This is a genomic window from Psychrobacter pulmonis, assembly GCF_904846465.1.
GTDB classification, from domain to species: domain Bacteria; phylum Pseudomonadota; class Gammaproteobacteria; order Pseudomonadales; family Moraxellaceae; genus Psychrobacter; species Psychrobacter faecalis.
On record NZ_CAJHAT010000002.1, the window covers coordinates 219,481 to 244,334 of the forward strand.

Sequence of the window (24,854 nt, forward strand, 5' to 3'; positions counted from 1 at the left end):
TAAATATTTATTCATCGGCTATTTATAAGCGTAGTATTAGCAGCCATATATCGATGAATAATAACGGATGAATCTAACCGCCTTTATAGCCTTACTGATTTAAAAGCGTTTAGACGAAAAAATCCGTTAGTAGCCAAAATAGACAGAGCCAATCATAGCGTTGGGTATTTCTCAATTTAACTTATCACTGATACCAGTGCATTATTAAGCAGTTGCATGACAGTTAGACCGATAGTTAAATAAACAGATAAGCCCAATATAACGATAGATATGCAATTTAAGTGGTCAAAAGGTATTGATAGCAGATTTTGATGGTTGAAATTATTGTCAGTAGCGTGAGCGCAAATATTAGCCGACGTTGCCGCATGATAAGACAGAAACCAGCATAGACATCAGCCTTTTTATTTACTTCTAAGCATTAACAGGCATTAGGAAAACCGTAATGGCAACTAGACAAGATAATACCATTAGCAATATTAAAACCCTGAACTATGACGCGGTCATCGTTGGTGGCGGCGGCTCAGGTATGCGTGCTTCATTGCATTTGGCCGAAGCGGGCATGAAGGTTGCAGTCTTGACCAAAGTATTCCCAACCCGTTCGCACACGGTTGCAGCGCAGGGCGGTATCGGCGCAAGTTTGGGTAACATGAGTAATGACAATTGGCACTTTCACTTTTATGATACCGTGAAAGGGTCAGATTGGTTAGGTGACCAAGACGCCATTGAGTACATGTGCCGTGAAGCGCCGAAAGTAGTATATGAGCTTGAACACATGGGTATGCCTTTTGACCGTAACGAAGATGGCACCATTTATCAGCGTCCATTTGGCGGTCATACCTCAAACTATGGCGAAAAAGCTGTACAACGTGCTTGTGCTGCTGCTGACCGTACGGGTCACGCGCTATTGCATACGCTTTATCAGAAAAACTTGCAGCAAGGTACTGAGTTCTTTATCGAGTGGATCGCCCTTGATTTGATCAAAGACGAGGCCGGTAACATCAATGGCGTTATCGCGCTTGAGCAAGAAACTGGTACGGTAGCGGTATTCCAATCACCAATCACTGTATTAGCGACAGGCGGTGCTGGTCGTATTTTTGCGGCTTCTACCAATGCTTATATCAATACGGGTGACGGTATTGGCATGGCGGTTCGTGCAGGTATTCCATTGCAAGATATGGAATTCTGGCAGTTCCACCCAACGGGCGTTCATGGTGCCGGCGTACTATTGACCGAAGGTTGCCGCGGTGAAGGCGCTATCTTACGTAATAAAGATGGTGAAGCGTTCATGGAGCGTTATGCGCCAACCGTGAAAGACTTGGCACCACGTGACTTGGTATCACGCTCGATGGACCAAGAAATCAAAGAAGGTCGCGGCTGTGGTCCAAACGCTGACCATATCGTAATGGATATGACCCATTTGGGTGTTGACACCATTATGAAGCGTCTGCCATCAGTTTTCGAGATTGGTAAAAACTTCGCCAACGTTGACATCACTAAAGAGCCAATTCCAGTTATCCCAACCATTCACTATATGATGGGTGGTATTCCAACCACGATTCATGGTCAAGTGATTGTACCGGATCTAGAAGCGGGTACCGATGAAGACGGTCTATATGCCAAAGGCAACGTCGTTAAAGGTCTTTATGCAATCGGTGAGTGTGCGTGCGTTAGTGTGCATGGTGCCAACCGCTTAGGTACCAACTCGCTACTTGATTTATTGGTCTTTGGTCGTGCTGCTGGTAAGCATATCGTTGATGAATTCCATCATGCTGACCATAACTACAAGCCGCTTGATCCACACGTACTTGATTTCACCGTGCGTCGTTTAGACAAATTGCAACAATCAACTTCAGGCTACAATGCGCAAGACGTAGCGGACGAGATTCGCGCCATTATGCAAAAGCATGCCAGTGTATTCCGTACGCAGGCGATGATGGACGAAGGTGTTAAACAAATTCTAGCGCTTGCTGATAAAATTGACCAAATTCATTTGGCTGATAAGTCACAGGTCTTTAATACCGCGCGTATCGAAGCGTTTGAAGTAGCAAACTTGTATGAAGTGGCAAAAGCAACGATGATATCTGCTGCCCACCGTCATGAAAGCCGCGGCGCGCACAGTGTGTCTGACTACGATCGCCCAGAAGATGATGATTACGCACCAAACGGCCGTAACGATAATGATTGGATGAAGCATACCCTATGGTATTCTGAAGGCAATCGTATTATCTATAAACCCGTGCGTAAAGTGCCATTGACGGTCGATTATGTCGAGCCAAAAGTTCGCGTTTATTAATTCTAGCCCTTGTAGTTTTGGGCATACAGTTTTGTGTATACATAGAATTAACGTTTTATCCCTTATTTAATAAAAGGTGAGCGCCAGCGATAAGCTTTTATCAGTGCTATGAAATAGTCATACTAGCGCTGATAAATAGCAGTCTTTAGACTGTACGCTTGTTAGCCCGCATCACCAATGTGTGGAGTTTAGCATTATGAGCCGAGGTACTCGCACCATCGAAATCTATCGCTACGATCCTGATGTGGACGCAGCGCCGCGCATGCAAACTTATACGATTGAGTTATTAGATTCAGATCGTATGTTGCTTGACGTGTTATTACGCCTGAAGAAAGAAGACGAAACCCTTACTTTCCGTCGCTCGTGCCGTGAAGGCATTTGCGGTTCAGATGGCATGAATATAAATGGTAAAAATGGTCTAGCCTGTCTGATTAACATGAACACCTTGCCTGAAAAAGTAACGGTTCGTCCGTTACCAGGTTTGCCAGTGGTTCGTGATTTGGTCGTCGACATGAACCAATTTTATGAGCAATACGAAAAAGTTCATCCGTTCTTAATCAATGACCAGCCAGCGCCAGCAACCGAGCGTTTGCAGTCACCTGAACAGCGTGAAAAATTAAACGGTTTGTATGAGTGTATTTTATGTGCGTGCTGTTCAACCAGCTGCCCATCATTCTGGTGGAACCCTGATAAGTTCTTAGGTCCAGCAGCACTATTGAATGCCAACCGTTTCGTTTCTGACAGCCGCGATACTGATATCCGTGCTCGTCTATCACGTTTAGAAGACCCATTCAGCTTATTCCGTTGCCGCGGAATCATGAACTGCGTATCTGTATGTCCAAAAGGCCTAAATCCAACCAAAGCCATCGGTCATCTGCGCAATTTACTGATCGATCAAGCAGGTTAGTCTACCATTTATTGGTAATTAGCTTTATAATAGCGCTGTTAAAAAAACACCACCTCTCATTAGGTGGTGTTTTTTATTCAAGGTTATCAGTATTAAACTGTCAGTTATAAAGCTAGCATCACAAAACTGATATTTTAAAAGCTATTGTTGATGGGCAGTGGTGCGTCAGTCAATGAAAGTAAGGCTGTATTAACAATACGTTGCTTGTATGTAAGAGGGCATGCTATATCGTGCGCATGTCTATATAATTGATTATAACCGTATATTTTCACGCAGATTCATTTAATGGTAGTGATTAACCATAAATGTTTATATCGCTCAAAATCTATAGAAATGCAAAAAGCAGGCTATAAATTTAGCTAAATTTGTTCAAATAAAAGTTAACTAGTTGCGAGAAATGATAGTGGATATTCATTTCGTAAATACCTAGTATTGAACAAACAAACTATGGCGTGATAGGCAGTCATGTTACCCTATACAGCACTATATCTTTGGCGTAATATCGCCTATATTTCTACCATAGCAAGACACTTCAGCGAAAATAGCCAATTAGAAGGCTAAATGAAGACAAAATTTTTTGAGTAAAACCATGCTATTAACAATTTGGTTATAGTTGCAAGCATTATATATAAATTAATGTTGTCAAACGAGCCACTAAAGAAAACCGACCGTTCACAAATAATTTTAATAGTAAGCGTGGTATTGCAATTATCTTTTTTATAACGACATAGCTTGGGTACGATGTTTTTAATTGACCAGAAGCGGTAACTTATAGATATGGTTAATAAAAAGATAATGTTAAGACAAGTTTTAACGGTAAAAAGCGACGATTGATGTCGCTAACCTATAACGAACAACACAATAACAAGCACGATTCCATTCATTTATCTATCAAATAGACGATTATTATGAATAGTATAACTAAAGAAACTGCGAGCCTAGATCATACTGAACTGGCTGCCGACAATGCTCAATATATCGAAGCGCTCTATGAGCAATATCTAGATGATCCTAGTAGCGTTGATAACGATTGGCAGGCGTATTTTGAACAATACAAGACGCCAAATGATGCCAAGCACAATGCTATTAAAGATCAGTTCTTGTTGCTTGCGCGCAATCAAACGGCGAACAAAGTAAATACTGACACCTCTGGCTCACAAGCTGGCGATTCAAACTGTGCTGACCCAAAACAAATGGGCGTGCAGCAGCTGATTTCAGCCTATCGCCGCCGTGGTCATCGCCGCGCTAAGCTTGACCCGTTAGATTTGCATCCACGTGCAGAAGTGGAAGATCTAACCCTTGCCTATCACAATCTTTCTGAAGCCGACCTTGATACCGTATTCCCAACCAATGATTTAAATATTGGTAAGGATGAAGCGACGCTACGTGAAATCATCGAGATCATGGAGCGTGTCTACTGCCGTTATATCGGTACGGAATATATGCACGTGACCACCAGCACCGAAAAGCGCTGGATGGAAAAATACCTAGAAACCAATCTGGGTTATATCGAGTTTGATAAAGAAAAACGTCTCTCAATCCTTGAGCGTTTAACCGCCGCCGAAGGCCTAGAAAAATACTTGGCTCGTAAATATACGGGTGTTAAACGTTTTGGTCTAGAAGGTGGTGAGAGCTTTATTCCTGCTATTAATGAAATCATCCAACGTGCTGGCGGTTATGGTACTAAAGAGATGGTTATTGGTATGGCTCACCGTGGTCGTTTAAACTTGTTGGTTAATATCTTGGGTAAAAACCCTGCCGATTTGTTTGATGAGTTCGATGGTAAAGTGCAGCCAGAAAAAGGCTCAGGTGACGTTAAATATCACAATGGTTTTTCATCGAACGTAATGACACCGGGCGGTGAGGCACATTTGGCATTGGCGTTTAATCCATCGCATCTTGAGATTGTCGCACCAGTATTGCAAGGTTCGGTACGCGCGCGTCAAGTTCGCCGTAATGACCAACCACTACAGGATAATAAAACAGGCAACTCTGTCTTACCGATTGTTATTCATGGCGATGCGGCATTTGCAGGTCAAGGTGTGGTACAAGAAACTTTCCAAATGTCACAAACCCGCGCTTACACCACTGGCGGTACGGTACATATTGTTATCAATAACCAAGTTGGTTTTACCACTAGCCGTCAAGAAGATGCACGCTCGACTGAGTATTGTACTGATGTTGCAAAAATGGTGCACGCACCTATCTTGCACGTAAACGGTGACGATCCTGAATCAGTGGTTTTCGCGGCACAATTGGCATTAGATTACCGTCATGAGTTTGATAAAGACATTATCATTGACTTATTCTGCTATCGCCGTAACGGTCATAACGAAGCCGATGAGCCATCAGCGACTCAGCCACTCATGTATGCGGTGATTAAAAAATTACCAACCACTCGCACTATTTACGCACAGCAACTGATCAAAGCCGGCGTGTTGAGTGAGAGTGAAGCTCAAAAGTACGAAGATGAATATCGTGAGTCATTAGACCGCGGTGAATACGTTGCCAGCTCTCTAGTGAGTCAACCTAACGAAGAATTATTCGTTGATTGGAAACCTTACTTAGGTCATGATTTGGTTGACGATTGGGATACCAGCGTCGATATCGAAGTGCTAAAAGGCTATGGTCGCCGTATGGCAGAAATGCCAGAAGGTTACAAGCTACAACGCCAAGTACAAAAAATGGTCGAACAGCGTTTAGCCATGCAAACAGGCGAAGAGCCACTTAACTGGGGCGCCGCTGAAACACTAGCATATGCATCATTGGTTGACCATGACAATGTCTTGGTACGTATTACTGGTGAAGATGTGGGCCGTGGTACGTTTTCGCATCGTCACAGTGAAATCTATAACGTCAATGACGGCAGCATGTATGTGCCCCTTTCACATATCAGTGAGACGCAAGCGCGCTTTGCGACCTATAACTCATTGTTATCAGAAGAAGCGGTACTAGCCTTTGAATATGGTTATGCGACGACCGTGCCGAATGCCCTAATCGTTTGGGAAGCACAGTTTGGTGACTTTGTGAACGGTGCACAAGTGGTGATTGACCAGTTTATCTCAAGTGGTGAGACTAAGTGGCAGCGCGTTTGTGGTTTAACCATGTTATTACCACATGGCTTTGAAGGTCAAGGCCCTGAGCATTCATCTGCTCGCCTAGAGCGCTTCTTGCAGTTATGTGCTGAAGACAACATGCAAGTGATTACGCCAACGACCCCAGCGCAAATCTATCATGCCCTACGTCGTCAAGCGGTACGTCCGATTCGTAAGCCATTAATCGTCATGTCACCGAAGAGTTTACTACGTCACAAATTGGCAACTTCAACTCTTGAAGAGCTGGCGAACGGTAAGTTTGAGACAGTATTGCCAGAGATCGATCAGCAAAATCCGGACAACGTAACGCGTATGGTGCTGTGCGGCGGTAAAGTTTACTATGATTTATTAGAACAACGCCGTGCACTAGGTTTAGATCACGTAGCGATTGTGCGTATTGAGCAGCTATACCCATTACCAGAAGAGCGTTTGATTGCTGAGATTGAAAAATATAGTAACTTAGCTGAGATTGTTTGGACGCAAGAAGAGCCACTTAACCAAGGCGCTTGGTACTATTTAGCGCCGCATATGTTCCGCATTGTTGTGCCGCATCCAACCAAGGCAAAAGTCATGGAGCCAGTTGCGCGTCCTGCTAGTGCGGCGCCAGCGACAGGATCTCCAAAACTACATGTTCAGCAACAGCAAGCGCTTATTGCTGGTGGTCTTGGTATTAGTGTGGATGAGCTATCTAAATAGTAGTTGGCTTAAGCAACAGATTATATAAGATACACGAATCAGGCGATAACAGTCCGTACCGCTATTACCATTAAAGTAAGACGATTGAGAATGGTATTGACTGCCTATCACGACTTAATAATAAAGAGTAATATCAATATCTAAGGAGTATATCGATGGCTGAAATTAAAGCCCCCGTTTTTCCAGAATCGGTTGCCGATGGCACCCTAGTGGAATGGCATGTCACTGAAGGTCAAGAAGTTAGCCGCGACGACTTATTGGCTGAAATTGAAACTGATAAAGTGGTATTAGAAGTGGTTGCACCTGATAACGGTGTGGTTACCAAAATCGTTAAGCAAGTTGACGATACAATTTTGTCAGACGAGCTAATCGCCGAGTTTGAAGCTGGTGCTAGCGGTAGTTCTGCTGGTGGTAGTAGCGATAGCGCGGATGAGCCTGCCGTTGACCCAGACCAACCAGCAGCGCCAGTACAGCCGAAACAAGCTACCGATGGCGGTGAGCCAGTCCAAGCCACAGATAAAAAAGACGAAGCGGATCATAAAGACCAAAGTCCTGCGGTACGAAAAGCGGCGAAAGAATCTGGCGTTGATCCTAAAAACGTCGAAGGCAGTGGCCGCGGTGGTCGTGTAACCAAAACCGACATGGCAAACCCAACGCTAAAAGCTGATAGCTCTATCAAATCTGATAGCGGTCGTCCAGTTGCTGAATCAACCGGTGAGCGTACTGAAAAACGCGTACCAATGACGCGTCTACGTAAAACAGTTGCTAACCGTCTACTGGCTGCCTCACAAGAAACAGCGATGCTAACCACGTTTAACGAAGTCAACATGAAACCGTTGATGGATATGCGTGCTAAGTATAAAGAGCAATTTGAAAAGCGCCATGGCGTACGTCTAGGCTTTATGTCATTGTTTATTAAAGCGGCGACTGAAGCACTAAAACGCTTCCCAGCGGTTAACGCTTCTCTAGACGGCGATGACATCGTTTATCACGGCTACTATGATATCGGTGTTGCCGTATCTTCAGATCGTGGTTTGGTCGTTCCTGTATTGCGTGATACCGACCGCATGAGCATGTCTGATGTTGAAGCTAAGATTCGTGAATTTGGTGGTAAAGCACAACAAGGCAAACTTGGTCTTGATGACATGACTGGCGGTACGTTCACCATTTCAAACGGCGGCGTCTTTGGTTCACTCATGTCAACGCCTATCTTGAATCCACCACAAACTGCTATCTTAGGTATGCACGCTATCAACGACCGCCCAATGGCAGTCGACGGTAAAGTTGAAATTTTACCAATGATGTACCTAGCACTATCATATGATCACCGTATGATTGACGGCAAAGAAGCGGTACAGTTCTTAGTTACTATCAAAGAGTTGGTCGAAGATCCAACCATGCTACTCCTAGACCTGTAAGCTTTTAAGCTTGTATCGGTAACCACTGATACAAGCTTTTTCACTTTGGACGAGGTGTTTGTGGTTTATTGTCAAATAAATACGACTTTTTTTGTAGTGTATTAACGACAGAATGAAAGTGTCATTTATCATTCAGTATGCTAACCAGTCATTTAAATCCTCATAAAATCAGAAAAAATTTAGAAATAAATTAGAACCAAATTAAAAATAGGAACGTACTATGAAAGACAATTATGATTTAGTCGTCATCGGCGGCGGTCCTGGTGGTTACGAAGCCGCTATTCGTGCAGGTCAATTGGGTATGAGCGTGGCTTGTATCGAAAAACGCGTTTATAAAGGTGAGCCAGCACTGGGTGGTACTTGCTTAAACGTCGGTTGTATCCCATCAAAAGCCTTACTTGATTCATCACATCGTTATGAAGCGACCAAGCATGACCTTGCTGAACATGGTATCAGCACCGGTGACGTTGCTATCGATATCGAGCAAATGATTGGCCGTAAAGAAGCCATTGTTAAGCAATTGACTGGCGGCGTGGCGGCATTGCTAAAAGGCAATGGCGTTGACTGGCTACAAGGCTGGGGCACATTAGAAGATGGTAAAGGTGCGGATAAAAAAGTTAAATTTACCGCCCTAGAAGACGACAGTGAAACGACTATTACCGCCAAAAACGTCATTCTTGCAGCAGGTTCGGTGCCTATCGATATTCCTGTGGCAAAAACTGATGGCGACCGTATTGTTGATTCTACTGGCGCGCTCGATTTTACCGAAGTACCAAAGCGTTTAGGCGTCATTGGCGCAGGCGTCATTGGTCTTGAGCTAGGTTCAGTATGGCGCCGCTTGGGCGCAGAAGTGGTTGTCTATGAAGCGCTACCAAGCTTCCTAGCAGCGGCTGACAAAGACATTGCTAAAGAAGCGGGTAAAATGCTGAAAAAGCAAGGTCTTGATATCCGCGTTGATACCAAAGTAACCAATGCTGAAGTGAAAGGCGACCAGGTTGTCGTGACCAGCGAAGCAAAAGGCGAAGCCTCGGATGAAAGCTTTGATAAACTGATTGTTTGTGTCGGTCGCCGTGCTTACTCTGAAAAACTATTGGGCGCAGACAGTGGTATCACGTTGACTGAGCGCGGTCTTATCGATGTCGATGACCAGTGTAAAACCAACCTTGACGGCGTTTATGCAATCGGTGACTTGGTTCGTGGCCCTATGCTTGCGCATAAAGCGATGGAAGAAGGCATGATGGCGGTTGAGCGCATTCATGGCGAAAAAGCACAAGTTAACTATGACACCATTATCAACGTCATTTATACCCATCCAGAAATTGCATGGGTTGGTTTGACCGAGCAAGAAGCGACTGAAGCAGGTTATGAAGTCAAAACTGGTTCATTTAACCTAGCAGCTAACGGTCGTGCGCTTGCACAAAGTGAAGCACAAGGCTCTATCAAAGTTGTTGCTGATGCTAAAACAGATCGTTTGTTAGGTATGCATGCCATTTCTGCTGGTGCGGGCGATATTGTCCATCAAGGTATGATTGCGATGGAATTTGTGTCTAGTATCGAAGATTTGCAGTTGATGACATTTGCGCATCCAACCATTTCTGAAGCGGTTCATGAAGCCGCTTTATCAGCAGATGGCCGTGCGATTCATGCCATACAGCGTAAAAAACGTAAATAGTTTTTGAGATTAACTTGCTTAAAATGAAAAGCATTTGAGTCAATATCAAGTTTAACCGGATGGTGCGACCGCTATCACTATTATGATAACGGTCACCGCCATCATAAGTGTGGCAGCGTTATTCTGCCTTGCACTTGTTTTCACTTTTTATTAATTGTAAAAAATAAAGGATACAATCAATGAATTTACATGAGTATCAAGCAAAAGAGCTATTAAAAAGCTACGGTTTGCCCATTCAAGAAGGCATCATCGCCCATAATGGCGACGAAGCTGCTGCTGCTTTTGATAAGACGCCTACTGATATTGCGGTTATTAAAGCGCAGGTTCATGCTGGTGGCCGTGGTAAAGCGGGCGGTGTGAAGCTCGTTAAAACTCGCGAAGAAGCAAAGCAAGTTGCTGAAGAGCTTATCGGTACCAATCTGGTTACATTCCAGACTGACGCAGAAGGCCAACCAGTTAACTTCGTATTGGTTGCAGAAGATATGTACCCAGTACAAACTGAGCTATATCTTGGTGCAGTTGTAGACCGTTCTACGCGTCGCGTCACTTTTATGGCATCAACCGAAGGCGGCGTTGATATCGAAGAAGTCGCAAGCGAAACTCCAGAAAAAATCTTTAAAGTAAGCGTTGATCCATTAGTTGGTTTAATGCCTTACCAAGCACGTGAAGTGGCATTTAAACTGGGTCTTGAAGGCAAGCAAATCAACCAGTTTGTAAAATTGATGAGCGGCGCTTATCAAGCATTCGTTGACAATGATTTTGCATTATTAGAAATCAATCCATTAGCGGTTCGCGAAAATGGCGAAATCGTTTGTGTTGATGGCAAAATCGGTATTGACTCAAACGCTTTATATCGCCTGCCTAAAATTGCAGCACTACAAGATAAAACGCAAGAAAACGAGCGCGAGCTTAAAGCCGCTGAATTTGATCTAAACTATGTTGCCCTAGAAGGTAACATCGGTTGTATGGTAAACGGTGCTGGTCTTGCGATGGCGACCATGGACATCATCAAATTGTACGGCGGCAAACCTGCTAACTTCTTGGACGTTGGCGGCGGTGCAACCAAAGATCGCGTTGTTGAAGCGTTCAAAATCATTCTAGAAGACAGCAGTGTTGAAGGCGTTCTAATCAACATCTTCGGCGGTATCGTACGTTGTGACATGATTGCCGAAGCGATTATCGAAGCAGTTAAAGAAGTGAACGTAAAAGTGCCTGTCGTTGTCCGTCTAGAAGGTAATAACGCTGAAAAAGGTGCTGAGCTACTAGAGCAATCTGATGTGAAAATCATTTCAGCTCAAGGCCTAGCAGATGCGGCGCAAAAAATTGTCGATGCGGTTAAAGCATAAGCCTTTAATATAAGTCGTGCGGTTAAGCGCTGTTTTATTCATAACTCGCTTAACCAGACGCTTAAGCATTATAGTCACAGCGTGATGGCAGTTTTTAGCAAAAGCATAAATCGTTAACATTTAACGATAAGTGAGCGAGAAAACTGCTATTGCAAGACAACCGAATAAGGAAAAAATAATGAGTGTATTAATTGATAAAGATACCAAAGTATTGGTACAAGGTTTTACTGGTAAGAACGGTACATTCCACTCTGAACAAGCAATTGAGTACGGCACTAAAGTAGTTGGCGGCGTAACCCCAGGTAAAGGCGGTCAAACGCACCTAGGTTTGCCAGTCTTTAACACCATGGCAGAAGCCATGGAAGCGACCCAAGCTGACGCTTCAGTTATCTATGTACCAGCTCCATTTGTATTAGATTCTATCGTTGAAGCAGTCGATGCGGGCGTAAAATTGATCGTCGTAATCACTGAAGGCGTACCGACTATCGATATGCTAAAAGCCAAGCGTTATATCGAAGAAGCAGGCGATGTACGTATGGTTGGTCCAAACTGCCCAGGCGTTATCACTCCAGGTCAGTGCAAAATCGGTATCATGCCAGGCCATATCCATTTGCCAGGTAAAGTGGGTATCATTTCACGCTCTGGTACGTTGACTTATGAAGCGGTTGCCCAGACCACTAAGCTTGGCTTTGGTCAGTCTACTTGTATCGGTATCGGCGGTGACCCTATCCCAGGTATGAACCAAATCGATGCGCTAAAACTGTTCCAAGACGATCCACAAACCGAAGCCATCGTATTAATCGGTGAGATTGGTGGTACAGCTGAAGAAGAAGCGGCGGCTTATATCAAAGAGCACGTAACCAAGCCAGTGGTTGGTTATATTGCTGGTGTGACTGCACCTGCTGGTAAACGTATGGGCCATGCTGGCGCGATTATCTCCGGTGGTCAAGGTACTGCTGAAGAGAAATTTAAAGCCTTTGAAGACGCTGGTATTGCTTATACCCGTGATCCATCAAAAATCGGTGATAAGTTAAAAGAAGTTACCGGTTGGTAATTTAGGTATTAATAGCTAGTCTAATACCAAAACATCGTTGAAAAAAAACAAAGGCACTCCTACAATGGGGTGTCTTTTTTTATTCTAAAAATAACTTTCCTTTGATTAAAATGTAGCAATTATGAAAAATAAGATATTGGTAACCGGTGGTGCTGGATATATCGGCTCACACACTTGTATAGCTTTACACGAAGCAGGCTATGATATTGTGGTCTACGACAATTTGTCTAATAGTAGCCGCGAGGCCATTGAGCGCGTATCCAAGCTCATTGATCAACCCATCGACTTTGTTAAAGGCGATATCCGTGATACTGATCTACTCAAACAGGTCTTTGCCGAGCATCAGTTCTTTGGTGTGATTCATTTTGCGGGACTAAAAGCCGTTGGAGAATCGGTGGCCAAGCCATTGCTGTATTATAATAATAATGTCAGTGGCACCATTGCTTTATTGGAAGTTATGAGAGAAGCCGATGTTAAGAATTTGGTTTTTTCATCTTCTGCGACCGTCTATGGAGATCCTGAATCCTTGCCCATCAATGAGGAATCAAAGCGTTCTTGCACCAATCCTTATGGTCAGAGCAAACTGATGGTCGAGCATATTTTAGAGGATTTAGCGGCAACCGATGATGGCTGGAATCTTATTCCACTTAGGTACTTCAATCCCGTAGGTGCGCACCCATCTGGGCAAATTGGCGAAGATCCAAATGATATTCCTAATAATTTAATGCCTTATATTTCGCAAGTCGCCGTTGGCAAGCTTGGAAAACTTAGTATTTTTGGTAATGACTATTCTACTGTCGATGGGACGGGGGTACGCGATTTTATCCATGTCACTGATCTTGCCCAAGGTCATGTAGCAGCGCTTAACTACTTACAAAAACAAGTAGGTCGAGATAAATACAGCTCAATAGGTTTTTTACCCATTAATCTAGGAACAGGTAAAGGAACGTCTGTTTTAGAATTGGTCACGGCTTTTTCTGAAGTATCAGGCCAAAATATTCCTTACCAGTTTTCTGCTCGGCGCGCAGGAGATATTGCCAGCTGCTATGCCAGCGCCGATAAAGCCAAAGATTTGCTAGGTTGGGAGGCGACACTATCTATTGCTGAGATGTGTCAAGATACGTGGCGTTGGCAGAGTAAAAACCCGAATGGCTATCATAGCGCTTAGCATTGATTAGGCATGTTTCTTATTTCACACTCTTAAATACAGTCTAAAAATTATGAAAAAAATTACTCACGCTGTTATTCCTGTCGCAGGTTTTGGTACACGTATGCTGCCGTTATCGAAATCAGTGCCAAAAGAGCTGCTACCACTTGGCAATCGCCCCGCTATTCATTATGTCGTTGAAGAAGCCATTGCTGCTGGTATCAAACATATCGTTTTGGTCGGTCATGCACAAAAAAGCGCCATCGAAAACTACTTTGATATCAATGCTGAATTGGATAATCAATTGCGTGCTAAAGGTAAAGGCGCGTTAGCTGATAGCTTAAACTGGTTACCCGAGGATGTAACGGTATCTATGATACGTCAAGGCAAACCGCTAGGGTTAGGGCACGCGGTATTGGCGGCGCGTCCAATCATTGGTGAGCATGACTTTGCTGTACTGCTGCCAGATGTGGTGCTCGATCCATTTACCACCGACATAACGACTGATAATTTGGCGTTTATGATTGAAGCCTTTGCCAAAGACACGCATTCGCAAATATTGGTCAATAACGTAGCTGATGAAGATGTGCATAAATACGGTATTGCCCAATTAGACGAAGCATTTAATCAAGCCCATGAAATCGAGCAGGCTGATAAAAACGCAAGCTTTAAAGTTGCCGGTTTTGTCGAAAAGCCCAACTTAGCGGATGCCCCTTCAAAATTGGCCGTTGTCGGTCGTTATGTATTTAGCAATCATATATTTGATTATCTGGCCAATACTAGAGCGTCGGTTGGCGGCGAGATTCAACTGACTGATGCCATTGATGCATTGATTAGCAAATATGGCGTTAATGTAACGACCATGCGCGGTGATAGTTATGATGCGGGCGATATGCGCTCGTATATGCAAGCTTTTATCTATTTTGCCGAGCAGCAGTTAAGGGATGATAAATAGCTAATGGATGAGATAAATAATAAGGGCTATAAAAGTGCCCGCCACTCTAAGTATTGGCAGCATTTAGCCAAGTTAGCGGAGCAGCCGTGGGCGCTTGCCCCATTGTTCGCGCAGGATAATGAGCGGACGTCTCGCTTTAGCACGCAAGCGGGCGCGCTATATATGGATTATAGCAAGCAGTGTATTAGTGATGCGGTGCTAGAAAATTTATTAAATTTGGCGAATAGTTGCGAGTTGTCAGGCCGTATCGATGCCTTATTACAAGGGGCGATGGTTAATACCAGTGAAGAGCGAGCAGCGCTGCATACCGCTCTACGCTTGCCAGCTACAGAACAGCTGCAAGTTGGCACGCAAAATGTCGCCGCTGATGTACATGAGAGTTTGGCGCAGGTAGAAAGATTGTCAGAGCGGGTACGCAACGGCACGTGGCGCGGGTTCTCTGGTAAAGCAATCACTGATGTGGTTAATATTGGCGTTGGCGGCTCAGATTTAGGCCCACTGATGGCGACCACCGCGCTTGATGAATGGGCAGATACTGCTATTGAGGTGCATTTTGTCTCTAACATGGATGGCACGCAGCTTGATAATTTGCTCAAGCACTTAAATCCTGAAACCACTTTATTTATCATCTCCTCCAAATCTTTTGGCACCGTTGATACGCTATCGAATGCCAAGACCGCACTGTCATGGTTACTCGCTACCGCAAAGCTACGGGCTGGCACAGAAGAAAGCGTCTTGCGCCGTCATTTTATCGGCGTATCGGCCAATTGTGAAAAAATGACTGCCTGGGGCATTCATCCTGAGCATCAATTGCAGCTGTGGGAATGGGTTGGCGGCCGTTTTTCATTGTGGTCGGCGATTGGACTTGCTATCGCTATTCGTATTGGCATGAATGGTTTTAAAGAGCTGCTAGCCGGCGCCCATAATATGGATAAGCATTTTGCCCAAGCAGACTTTTCTGAGAATCTGCCAGTATTATTAGGTTTGCTCGCCGTTTGGAACAGTACCTTTTTACAAGTCAATGCGCATACCGTGCTGCCTTATGATGGACGTTTGGAGTATTTGCCAAGCTACTTGACCCAGCTTGAGATGGAAAGTAATGGTAAATCGGTGACGCAGCATGGCGAGCGTCTTGATTATGATACGTGTCCAATTTTGTGGGGCGAGATTGGCTCCAATGCGCAGCATGCTTTTTATCAGCTTCTGCATCAAGGGACGCAGCAGGTCTCTTGTGACTTTATTGCGTGCGTGCGCCGTTATAGTGATGATGCGACAAATGAATCGCTACAGCAGCAGCATGAATTGTCTTTGGCAAACTGTTTGGCGCAGAGTCGGGTCTTGGCTTTTGGTAATGCTGCTATTGTTGATAAGGATATTGAAGCGGCTTCTGATACCGATAAATACAAATATTACCGCGGCAATCAGCCGTCAACGACGCTCCTTATCGATGAGCTGACCCCGCATAGTTTGGGGGAGTTGATAGCGCTTTATGAGCACAAGGTTTATGTCATGGCCAGCATTTGGGATATCAATCCGTTTGATCAATGGGGCGTTGAGATGGGCAAGAAAATGGCAGAGTCGGTACATACCGCCATGCAGCAAGGCGGCGATGCGCAATTTGATACCTCTACCAATCAGCTATTGCAGCATATTAAGCTGTTGTCTTAATGGCTTAAGGCTTAAGGCTTATGGCTAGTAGCTAGTAGCATCATGCGACTGGCTTATCCACTTATCCACGCTGCTAACTTTGCAATATAAAAGGTAATCTTATGAGCGCTGCCGCTATAAATAAACACAAGACAGATAACGACCAATCCGCATCACATTCATTTAACCAAGCTGCTAAAAACACCAGCGTTTGCGTCCTCGTTGGTCATAGTATCGAGGCGATTACCAGTGCTGTGGTACTGGCAAGTCTCGGTCATACGGTGCATCTTTATACTGATAAAGAGGTATTGACGCAGCAATTACAACAATATGGTTTCGAGCATCATGTGCAAGCGTTATGGCAGATGTACGTGCAGCAGCAACAAATTGTCAGCTATGCTTTGCCCACTACTGCGAGTAAGCTGCTAGAGCACTATGAAAAGACGGATGATAATAGTGAGAGAAAACAAGTTGCGCTATATTGGTTATTTTTAGACAGCATTCGCTCAGTATGGCAAGCAGACAGCTGGATAACCGCCTTTAACCACAGTCATCAGCAAACCTTACCGCTTATTATGAGTGGCATTAAACAGCTGGGCGCGGTTGACGCATTGTCCAAGCAGTTGCAGCGCGCTTGGGTTTATTATGTGCCATTTGTATTCTTAAAGGATGGCGATGCGTACAGCTCAATGCTAAATCCATCATTGTTATTGCTGGGTGAAAAAACACCAAATAGCCGCCATCATTTAACGATGCTACAGCCTTTAATGCAGCAAGCACGTGCGTTTTATCAGGCAGATATTGCCACCATAGAGTTTGCCCGTAGTAGTATCATGGCGATGCTGGCAACGCGAGTTAGCTTTATGAACGAGATGTCGCGCTTGGCGGATAGTCAACAGGTCGATATCCAGCAAGTCAGTCACATTATGGGACTTGATGAGCGCGTAGGTAGTAGCTACTTGCAAGCAGGCTGGGGCTTTGGTGGTAATACACTACCGACAGAGTTGATTAAACTGCAGCAGTCCAGTACAGAAAAAAGCCTAGCCATGCCGTTACTACAGGCAGTTATTGATATTAATGAAGACCAAAAAGAGCTGATATTTCGCAAGTTTTGGCAGTATTTTGATGGATTTATCGATAATAAAACCGTGATGATTTGGGGCGGCAGTTATAAAGCGGGCTCGGGACGGACAGCAGAGTCGGCGATTCATCCGTTGTTAGCGCTACTCTGGTCTTATAATATACGCACGCTGGTGTATAGTGATAAAGCCCAGACCGAGCTTGCCGAGCTTTATGGACAGCAGACGTTACTGGAATTGATTGCCAGTCCGTACCAGAAGCTTAATGAAGCGCAGGCCATTTTTATTATCAGCTGGTTGCCAGAAAATAAGCTAGATGTTGCTAGGCTTAATGAGCAGGCGCTGCCGATATTCGATGCGCGCAATGCGCTGTCGCGAACGCAGGTTGATGATTTGGTCGGTGACTATATAGGGATTGGTCGCGCCAAATAAAGCTTTTTAACAAGGGTAAAATAAGCGTAGCAGACAAGCAGCTAATGAACTGAATCTAAATAAAAGCGCCGATTAATATAAAAATTAACCGGCGCTTTTTTGTTCTCATAAGTTCAGAACGTCTTTACTTAGCATTATGATTACTTAAGTTAAGCAGGCACCGCCCCTTTACTAGCAAGCCATTGCTGAATTTCTTGGGTTTTAGTCTGTAGTAAATCTTTATCACCGCGACTTTCGATGTTTAAGCGAATTAATGGTTCAGTATTGGAAGCGCGTAAGTTAAAACGCCATTCGCCAAAGTTTAAGCTCAAACCATCGAGCATCGATTTGGTTGGCTTGTCGGCGCTAAACTTCTCTTCGATGGCGCTGATAATGGCTGGCGCATCATGAGTGGTCAAATGAAAATTCAGCTCGCCTGAGCTTGGATAGGCTGCAATATAACCGCTGACCAATTCTGATAAGGTTTTACCGGTAATCGATAGTAACTCAATGGTTAGTAGCCACGGAATCATGCCGCTATCGCAGTAGAAAAAATCGCGAAAATAATGGTGAGCGGACATCTCGCCGCCATACACCGCACCAGAATCACGCATCACTTGTTTGATAAATGAGTGCCCAGACTTACTAATAACCGCCTTACCGTTATGCTCATCAATGACGGCTTCGGTATTATAAATCACTCGCGGATCATAGACGATTGACTCGCCCGCATACTTGTTTAAAAACGCTTGCGCGAGCATGCCAACGACATAGCTGCCATCGATAAATTCGCCGTATTCATCAAATAAAAAGCAGCGGTCAAAATCGCCATCAAAGGCAATGCCAAGGTCGGCTTTATTTTCTAGCACCGCTTGTTGAGTGGCGGTTCGATTGGCCTCAATCATTGGATTGGGAATGCCATTTGGAAAGCTACCATCAGGCGTATGGTGCAATTTAAGCACTTCAATTGGCGCGCCAGCTTGTGCTAACTTGTCGATTAATAAATCAACGACGGGACCTGCGCTACCGTTACCGGAGTTGATAACCAGTTTTAGCGGTTTTAATTTATCAACATCAATAAATGTCATGACATGATTGATATAAGCGCTTTTATCCGTTAATAATTGTAATGTACCTTGTTGATTATCCGTACTAAATTGCCCCGTTTCTGCCAACGCTTGAATCTCTGCCAAGCCATCATCGGCGCTAATCGGCTTGGAATACTCTTTGACCAATTTTAAGCCATTATAATTAATCGGATTGTGGCTAGCCGTTACTTCGATACCGCCCAACGCCTGATAATAACTGGTCGCAAAATAGACCTCTTCTGTGCCTGTCATACCCAAATCAATCACATCGACACCCGCATCGAGCATACCTTTGATGGTTGCTTGTTTTAACTGCTCACTGGAGTGGCGGATATCGCTACCGATGACGATAGCTGGCTTTAAGTCTTTTAGTTCAACGGCGACATCTGCAGCGCTATAACGCTCGAATAAAATTTGGGCAAAGGCACGGCCAATACGGTAGGCGATAGCTTCATCGAGATTGACACCAAGCTCGCCGCGGATATCGTACGCTTTAAATGACTGAATGCTAATAGGGTGAAAATCTGTTGCTGGCTGATAGCCAGTAGTCGCAGAAGTGGACATAATAATAAGCTTCCTTGTGCGTGCGCAGTAAAAAATGAGGGAGTGATAACAGGATTATAAGTCAATAAGCGTTCAATGATACACTAACTACCAAATGAGTCATAAAGCCGTAGTGGTGCTTTATGTGAGCATTTTTATACTTATCCGTTTCTATGATAAAAAATATAAAAAATATAAGAGTATTTTATGAGTGACTTAGACAACCAAACGTTAACTTCTGTTACGCCTCCCAGCTCTGTACAGGGCGTGCCAGTGGCAACTGGCGAGTTAGATGATTTATTGGGATTGATGGCACGGCTGCGCGCAGATTGTCCGTGGGATAAAAAACAAAGCAATTATAGCCTCATTCCGTACGCGATTGAAGAAGCCTATGAGCTCGGCGAAGCGGTTCAAAGCGATGATGACGAAGATATCAAGGGCGAGCTTGGTGATGTATTGTTGCAAGTGGTTTTTCATTGTCAGATGTACGCAGAACAAGGGCGCTTTGATATTAGCGATGTGATTACCACGTTGCAAGAAAAGCTGATTCGCCGCCATCCGCATGTCTTTGAAGCCGAAACGCTAAAAGACGACGCTGCGGTAAAAGGTCGCTGGGATGAGATTAAAGCAGAGGAAGACCAAGCGCGCGCCGCACGTGGCAAGCCGAAACGTCGTTTGGATAATACCAAGGCAGGTAGTGCGCTGATGCAAGCGCAGGAAGTGCAAAAACAAGCATCAAAATTGGGGTTTGATTGGGAAGGGGTCAGCGGCGCTTTTGATAAGCTTGATGAAGAAATTGCCGAGCTAAAGGCCGAGATTTTAGATAAGCCCCAAGTTGAAATCAAAACCAATATCAGAGAGATTGAAAGGGAGCTTGGCGATTGCATGTTTGCCTTGGTCAATGTCGCCCGTAAACTCGACCTCGACGCTGAAACTGCGACCTTAACCTGTGTGCATAAATTTAAATCACGCTTTGGCTATATTGAAGAGCAGTTAGTGGCAGCTGGCAAGCGCTTAGAAGATAGCGATATCAATGAGATGGATGCGTTATGGGAAGCGGCGAAACAGCATGAACGCGACTAATAAAAGCCGGTTTATTAAATGGAAGCATGCTAATTTATTTAAAAATGCCGCCGTTTTTTTAGTAGGTGTGCTTTCTGTTATTACTATATCGTTTAATCCTGCCCTTGCCGCGCCATGTTTTGATAATGCTAAAAGCGCTTATAAATATCTATTGACGCAAGAAGCAGCACAAAGCCAAGCGCGGAATCAAACCAACATAAATATCAATCGCGCCACAGAAGCAGAATTGGTGGCATTAAACGGTATTGGCAGCAGTAAAGCGCAGGCGATTATTTTATATCGCGAGATGTTTGGCGGTTTTAAAACGGTTGATGAATTAACGAAAGTCAAAGGCATCGGCGCAAAAACGGTTGAGAAAAATCGCCAGCGTTTAAGCGTACAAGATTAAGCGCTTTATTTTGTATTATTTAACCCCCACATTGACAAAATAGCATGTAAGTAAATGTCATAACACACCCACCATGGTCAAAATTTGTTAAACTAGTGGGTACATCCGCCTGATAGACGCTGTGTTCGTCGGGGTGGTTAAGAATAAAGGCGAGGAGTAGATGCATGGCCGAGCGTGCCGCCAAGCAGTTAGAACTGAATAAATCTGAATTACCCAATTCCATTACCGAAGTGATAGCCACCCTAACCCGAGCTGGGTTTGATGCTTATATCGTCGGTGGCGGCGTGCGCGATACCTTGCTAGGCCTGCGTCCAAAAGACTTTGACGCGGTCACTGATGCCAAACCTCATGAGATTAAAGATGTCTTTGGCAAGCGTTGCCGTATTATTGGGCGCCGCTTTCAATTGGCGCATGTCTACTCTGGGCGCGAGCTTATCGAAGTGGCGACCTTTCGTGGTCCACCGCTCAATAATGCCAATACTAATCAAGATGGGATGATTTTGCGTGACAATGTCTGGGGCGATATTAAGCAAGATTTTGCCCGTCGTGACTTTTCTATCAATGCTTTATATTATCAACCGCTCAAAGGCGTGGTGCATGATTTTTGCGGCGCGCTTGAAGATATCGATAATAAAGTTATTCGTCTCTTAGGTCATGCACCGACGCGTATCGAAGAAGATCCGGTCAGGTTGCTGCGTGCCCTGCGTTTTAAAGCCAAGCTTGGTTTTGATTTTGATAGCGAACTCGCCGCCCAGTTCCATGATGACAATTGGGCGCTGCTGGAGCAAATTTCTCCGCATCGTTTGTATGATGAAACGCAAAAAATGTTTACCGGTGGCTATTTAGTGCCGCTACTGCCGTTATTGTTTGAGTCGGGCGCGATTGACAGTTTAGTAATTTATCCGCCTGCTGAGCCAAGTGCCTTGGTCAAACAAGTCGCTATCAATACCGACAAACGTATCGCCGCTGGTAAAAGTATCAATCCTGCCTTCTTTTATGCCGCGTTATTGTGGGAAAACTATCTTCATCAATTGGAAAAAGCCAAAAAACGCAATATGCCTTTTGCCGACGCGCAACTGCATGCAGCGGGCAAAGTCATCGACCGTCAGCGTATCAAGACCGCCATTCCAAAATTTGCCGAACAATTTATCCGTGATATTTGGATATTGCAGCCAAAATTGGCGGCGCCGCGCAGCAAACAAATTGTTCAATTGTCTGAGCATCCTCGTTTCCGTGCCGGTTTTGATTTCTTGCTATTGCGTGAGCAGTGCGGTGATGCCGAACATCCACTTTCAGAGTCGACCAATGGCATGGGCGAGTGGTGGCAAACCTATCAAACCTTGACCGAACAGCAGCAAGATCAAGCGATTGATGATTTTGATGAGAATATCCGTCGTGGTGCCTATAAACAAGGGCAGCGTGGACGCGGGCGTAATCGTCAAAAGCCACAAGCTTTAAACACATCAAACCATGATAAGGTAAATCACATAGAAAACAATCAACAAAATAATGTAGGCGGTAACGGCCATAGCAAGCAAGCTGATGATGCTTCAAACGTGCCGTCACGCCGCCGCCGCGCCGCGAGCCAATCTACTCAGCAGGCTAATAACAATAGTAATCATAGTGTCAGCAATAATAGTCATCATAAGGGCTATGATAAGCAGCAAGCAGCACAAGATAATAATGAGCTGGCGCAATTGCAGCAGTTATCACTGGCGAATATTGGCAACCAATCGGCAAATAAGCGCCACGATGCCAAGCCTGCACCGTTATTTGTCATCGAGCATGAAAAAGTGGTTCCGCCATTACGTAAGCAGTTGCCAACGGACGATCAGCCAAAATCTAATGCTAAACCAAAGCAAGCGCCTGTGGAGCAAAGCCCAAAAGCTGAAAGCACTTCATTTAAGAAAGCAGGAGTTGCAAGACAATCTGACAGCTCTGCTAACGCTGATAAGCAAGCGCAGCAGCATGCAAAAGCTAAACCAGTCGATACCAAGTCTGCTGCTAGCAAAGCCGATTTTGACCAGTCAGCTTTATCTACAACGGCCAATACTAATGTCCATACTAAGCGTACTGTCGCCCAAACGCCAGCGCTTGTCAGCATAAACAACGAGCCGATACCGTATAAACGTCGTCGTCGTCAACCTACTGTGATAGCGGATAATAGTAATACTGACAGTAAAAATAACGCTGATAACTTGCTTAACATAGCGGCAAAACCAGCTAGCGATAAAGAGCAAGTAGTAAATACGGCCAAGTATGAGAAAAAAGCCCCTAAAACTGCGGCAGAATTTGCTGAGGATGCACCGTCTGTTGCTAAAAAAGCTGCTTCTAACAAACCTGCTACAACCAAACAGAATATTAAGAAACAGACTACTCAAGCTCAGAATCGAACAGCCGCTAGCAAGATGAATGAGCAAAAAGGGCCGGTACCATCAAAACGCCGCCGCCGCCGTCAGCCAAGCACTAACAACGCTTAAGCTTACAAACCGACTTTAAAGTACTAAAGCACAGTGAGAATTATGAACAGGCACTTTGAAGCTAGTAATGACAATGCCAATGACAATAAAAGTAGTAACGGTATGACTTGGGTTACCTGTTATGTTGGTTTAGGCAGCAATCTAGAAAACGAGCTAGGTTCGCCGGTAGAGCATTTACAGCAAGCCATCGTAGCTATGCAAGAAAATAAGCAAATACGAGCGGTACGAGTGTCTTCTTTCTACGCTTCGGCGCCGATGGGACCGCAAGATCAGCCTGACTTTGTCAATGCGGTGGTAGGTTTTGAGACTACCTTAACTGCGTTTGAGCTGCTTGCATTTTGCCAAGCGCTAGAACAACAAGCCAAACGCGCCCGTTTGCGCCGCTGGGGTGAGCGCAGCCTCGATGTCGATATTTTATTGTATGGGGATATCAAAATCTCAGAGCCGCAATTAACCATACCGCACGCAGGCTTACATGAGCGCAATTTCGTCCTACTGCCGCTGCGAGAGTTGGCGCCAGAGTTAATCATTTTAAACAAACCAATAACGGATTATCCGTCCAGTGACGATTGGACGGGGCTAAAGCTATTAAAACTGAATTAATGCCTCTTTAGTGCCTCTGTAGAATTATGAATAAGTTGGATGCTAGGATAGTGGCTGTGCATTTTATTAAAATATCAAAAGCTATAAATAGTTAACCGCATTGAGGGTCATATGACAACCTTATCTACTTTAAATAAATTTAAAAAAGACGGTGTTAAATTCACCTGTCTGACCTGCTATGACGCCATGTTTGCGCGTATGATGGACAACGCGCAAATCGATACGATTTTGATTGGTGATAGTTTGGGCATGGTAGTACAGGGTCATGATTCAACCTTGCCTGTCAGCGTTGATGATATGGCTTATCATACAACCAATATCGCCCGTAGTAATAAGCATGCGTTGATTTTAGCGGATTTGCCGTTTATGAGTTATGTGACGCTCCCAGATGCGGTGGCCAATAGCCGCAAGCTGATGCAGGCGGGCGCGCACGTGATTAAGATTGAAGGCGGTAGTGAGCTTTGCGATTTGGTCAAAACCTTGGCGCAAGCAGGTACGCCGACTTGTGTGCATTTAGGACTGACGCCGCAGTCTGTCAATGTCTTTGGTGGTTATAAAATACAAGGTCGCGGTGATGCAGCAGCCGAAAAACTGCTGACTGATGCCAAATCAGTGGTCGAGGCGGGTGCAGCGCTTTTGGTATTAGAGTGTGTACCCGCTGAGCTTGCGAAGGCAGTTACAGAAGCCGTAGCTGTGCCGGTTATTGGGATTGGCGCTGGTGCTGCTACTGATGGTCAAGTCCTTGTCATGCATGACATGCTGGGCATGGTGCACGGCCGCGTACCGCGCTTTGTCCATGACTTTTTAACTGATGAGCGTAATAGCGCGCGTAGTATTGAAGGGGCTTTTGCGCTGTATCAGCAGTCGGTACGTGACGGCAGTTTTCCCACTGAGCAGCACCAATTTAGCTAGCCGTATTAAAGTAAATCGTATTTGATTTAATGATTTG

17 protein-coding genes are annotated in these 24,854 nt (G+C 44.7%); 16 read left to right on the plus strand and 1 reads right to left on the minus strand.

Annotation, left to right across the window (positions count from 1 at the left end; translation table 11 throughout):
* Positions 1 to 442 precede the first annotated feature (442 nt).
* The 11 genes from sdhA to JMX70_RS04715 all read left to right on the plus strand — a co-directional run bounded on the left by sdhA (position 443) and on the right by JMX70_RS04715 (position 17,741).
* Complete coding sequence (sdhA, locus tag JMX70_RS04665) at positions 443 to 2,293, plus strand: succinate dehydrogenase flavoprotein subunit (protein WP_201589991.1); 1,851 nt, start codon at positions 443 to 445, stop codon at positions 2,291 to 2,293.
* A gap of 196 nt (positions 2,294 to 2,489) precedes the next feature.
* Complete coding sequence (locus tag JMX70_RS04670) at positions 2,490 to 3,200, plus strand: succinate dehydrogenase iron-sulfur subunit (RefSeq protein WP_144296830.1); 711 nt, start codon at positions 2,490 to 2,492, stop codon at positions 3,198 to 3,200.
* A gap of 908 nt (positions 3,201 to 4,108) precedes the next feature.
* Positions 4,109 to 6,991 (plus strand): 2-oxoglutarate dehydrogenase E1 component, encoded by a 2,883-nt coding sequence (locus JMX70_RS04675; RefSeq protein WP_201589993.1) that lies wholly within the window; start codon positions 4,109 to 4,111, stop codon positions 6,989 to 6,991.
* Between the two features lie 155 nt (positions 6,992 to 7,146).
* The gene (odhB, locus tag JMX70_RS04680) at positions 7,147 to 8,409 is read left to right on the plus strand and encodes a 2-oxoglutarate dehydrogenase complex dihydrolipoyllysine-residue succinyltransferase (protein WP_068407829.1); all 1,263 of its coding nucleotides are present in this window, start codon (positions 7,147 to 7,149) and stop codon (positions 8,407 to 8,409) included.
* Positions 8,410 to 8,629: 220 nt separating this feature from the next.
* Complete coding sequence (lpdA, locus tag JMX70_RS04685) at positions 8,630 to 10,081, plus strand: dihydrolipoyl dehydrogenase (RefSeq protein WP_201590020.1); 1,452 nt, start codon at positions 8,630 to 8,632, stop codon at positions 10,079 to 10,081.
* Between the two features lie 179 nt (positions 10,082 to 10,260).
* Positions 10,261 to 11,427 (plus strand): ADP-forming succinate--CoA ligase subunit beta, encoded by a 1,167-nt coding sequence (gene sucC, locus JMX70_RS04690; RefSeq protein ID WP_068407827.1) that lies wholly within the window; start codon positions 10,261 to 10,263, stop codon positions 11,425 to 11,427.
* A 178-nt stretch (positions 11,428 to 11,605) separates the two neighbouring features.
* On the plus strand, positions 11,606 to 12,481 hold the full coding sequence (gene sucD / locus JMX70_RS04695) for a succinate--CoA ligase subunit alpha (RefSeq protein ID WP_068407825.1): 876 nt from the start codon (positions 11,606 to 11,608) through the stop codon (positions 12,479 to 12,481).
* A gap of 121 nt (positions 12,482 to 12,602) precedes the next feature.
* Positions 12,603 to 13,649 carry a UDP-glucose 4-epimerase GalE gene (galE, locus tag JMX70_RS04700; protein WP_201590022.1) on the plus strand — a complete coding sequence of 349 codons (1,047 nt, stop codon included), beginning with the start codon at positions 12,603 to 12,605 and terminating at the stop codon, positions 13,647 to 13,649.
* Positions 13,650 to 13,701: 52 nt separating this feature from the next.
* Positions 13,702 to 14,583 (plus strand): UTP--glucose-1-phosphate uridylyltransferase, encoded by an 882-nt coding sequence (locus JMX70_RS04705; protein ID WP_201590024.1) that lies wholly within the window; start codon positions 13,702 to 13,704, stop codon positions 14,581 to 14,583.
* A gap of 3 nt (positions 14,584 to 14,586) precedes the next feature.
* Positions 14,587 to 16,251 carry a glucose-6-phosphate isomerase gene (gene pgi / locus JMX70_RS04710; RefSeq protein WP_201590026.1) on the plus strand — a complete coding sequence of 555 codons (1,665 nt, stop codon included), beginning with the start codon at positions 14,587 to 14,589 and terminating at the stop codon, positions 16,249 to 16,251.
* Positions 16,252 to 16,352: 101 nt separating this feature from the next.
* Entirely contained in the window at positions 16,353 to 17,741 is a 1,389-nt protein-coding gene (locus JMX70_RS04715; RefSeq protein WP_201590028.1) for a UDP-glucose/GDP-mannose dehydrogenase family protein, read from the plus strand.
* 149 nt (positions 17,742 to 17,890) lie between these two features.
* Here the strand turns inward: JMX70_RS04715 and JMX70_RS04720 are convergent, their stop codons facing one another.
* Entirely contained in the window at positions 17,891 to 19,372 is a 1,482-nt protein-coding gene (locus tag JMX70_RS04720) for a phosphohexomutase domain-containing protein (RefSeq protein ID WP_227671167.1), read from the minus strand.
* 186 nt (positions 19,373 to 19,558) lie between these two features.
* Here JMX70_RS04720 and mazG point away from each other — a divergent pair, with 186 nt between their 5' ends.
* From mazG to panB, 5 genes are all read left to right on the plus strand, one after another.
* Positions 19,559 to 20,434: a nucleoside triphosphate pyrophosphohydrolase gene (mazG, locus tag JMX70_RS04725; RefSeq protein ID WP_201590031.1), complete on the plus strand. Its 876-nt coding sequence runs from the start codon at positions 19,559 to 19,561 to the stop codon at positions 20,432 to 20,434.
* A complete protein-coding gene (locus tag JMX70_RS04730; RefSeq protein WP_201590034.1) occupies positions 20,421 to 20,822 on the plus strand; it encodes a ComEA family DNA-binding protein in 402 nt (133 codons plus the stop codon). The genes mazG and JMX70_RS04730 overlap by 14 nt, the downstream gene beginning before the upstream one ends.
* Before the next feature lie 164 nt (positions 20,823 to 20,986).
* Positions 20,987 to 23,302, plus strand: coding sequence for a polynucleotide adenylyltransferase PcnB (gene pcnB / locus JMX70_RS04735; protein WP_201590037.1), 2,316 nt, complete (start codon positions 20,987 to 20,989; stop codon positions 23,300 to 23,302).
* Between the two features lie 102 nt (positions 23,303 to 23,404).
* Positions 23,405 to 23,905, plus strand: coding sequence for a 2-amino-4-hydroxy-6-hydroxymethyldihydropteridine diphosphokinase (gene folK / locus JMX70_RS04740; RefSeq protein WP_406947867.1), 501 nt, complete (start codon positions 23,405 to 23,407; stop codon positions 23,903 to 23,905).
* A gap of 111 nt (positions 23,906 to 24,016) precedes the next feature.
* Complete coding sequence (gene panB / locus JMX70_RS04745) at positions 24,017 to 24,817, plus strand: 3-methyl-2-oxobutanoate hydroxymethyltransferase (RefSeq protein WP_201590043.1); 801 nt, start codon at positions 24,017 to 24,019, stop codon at positions 24,815 to 24,817.
* The last annotated feature ends 37 nt before the right edge of the window (positions 24,818 to 24,854 follow it).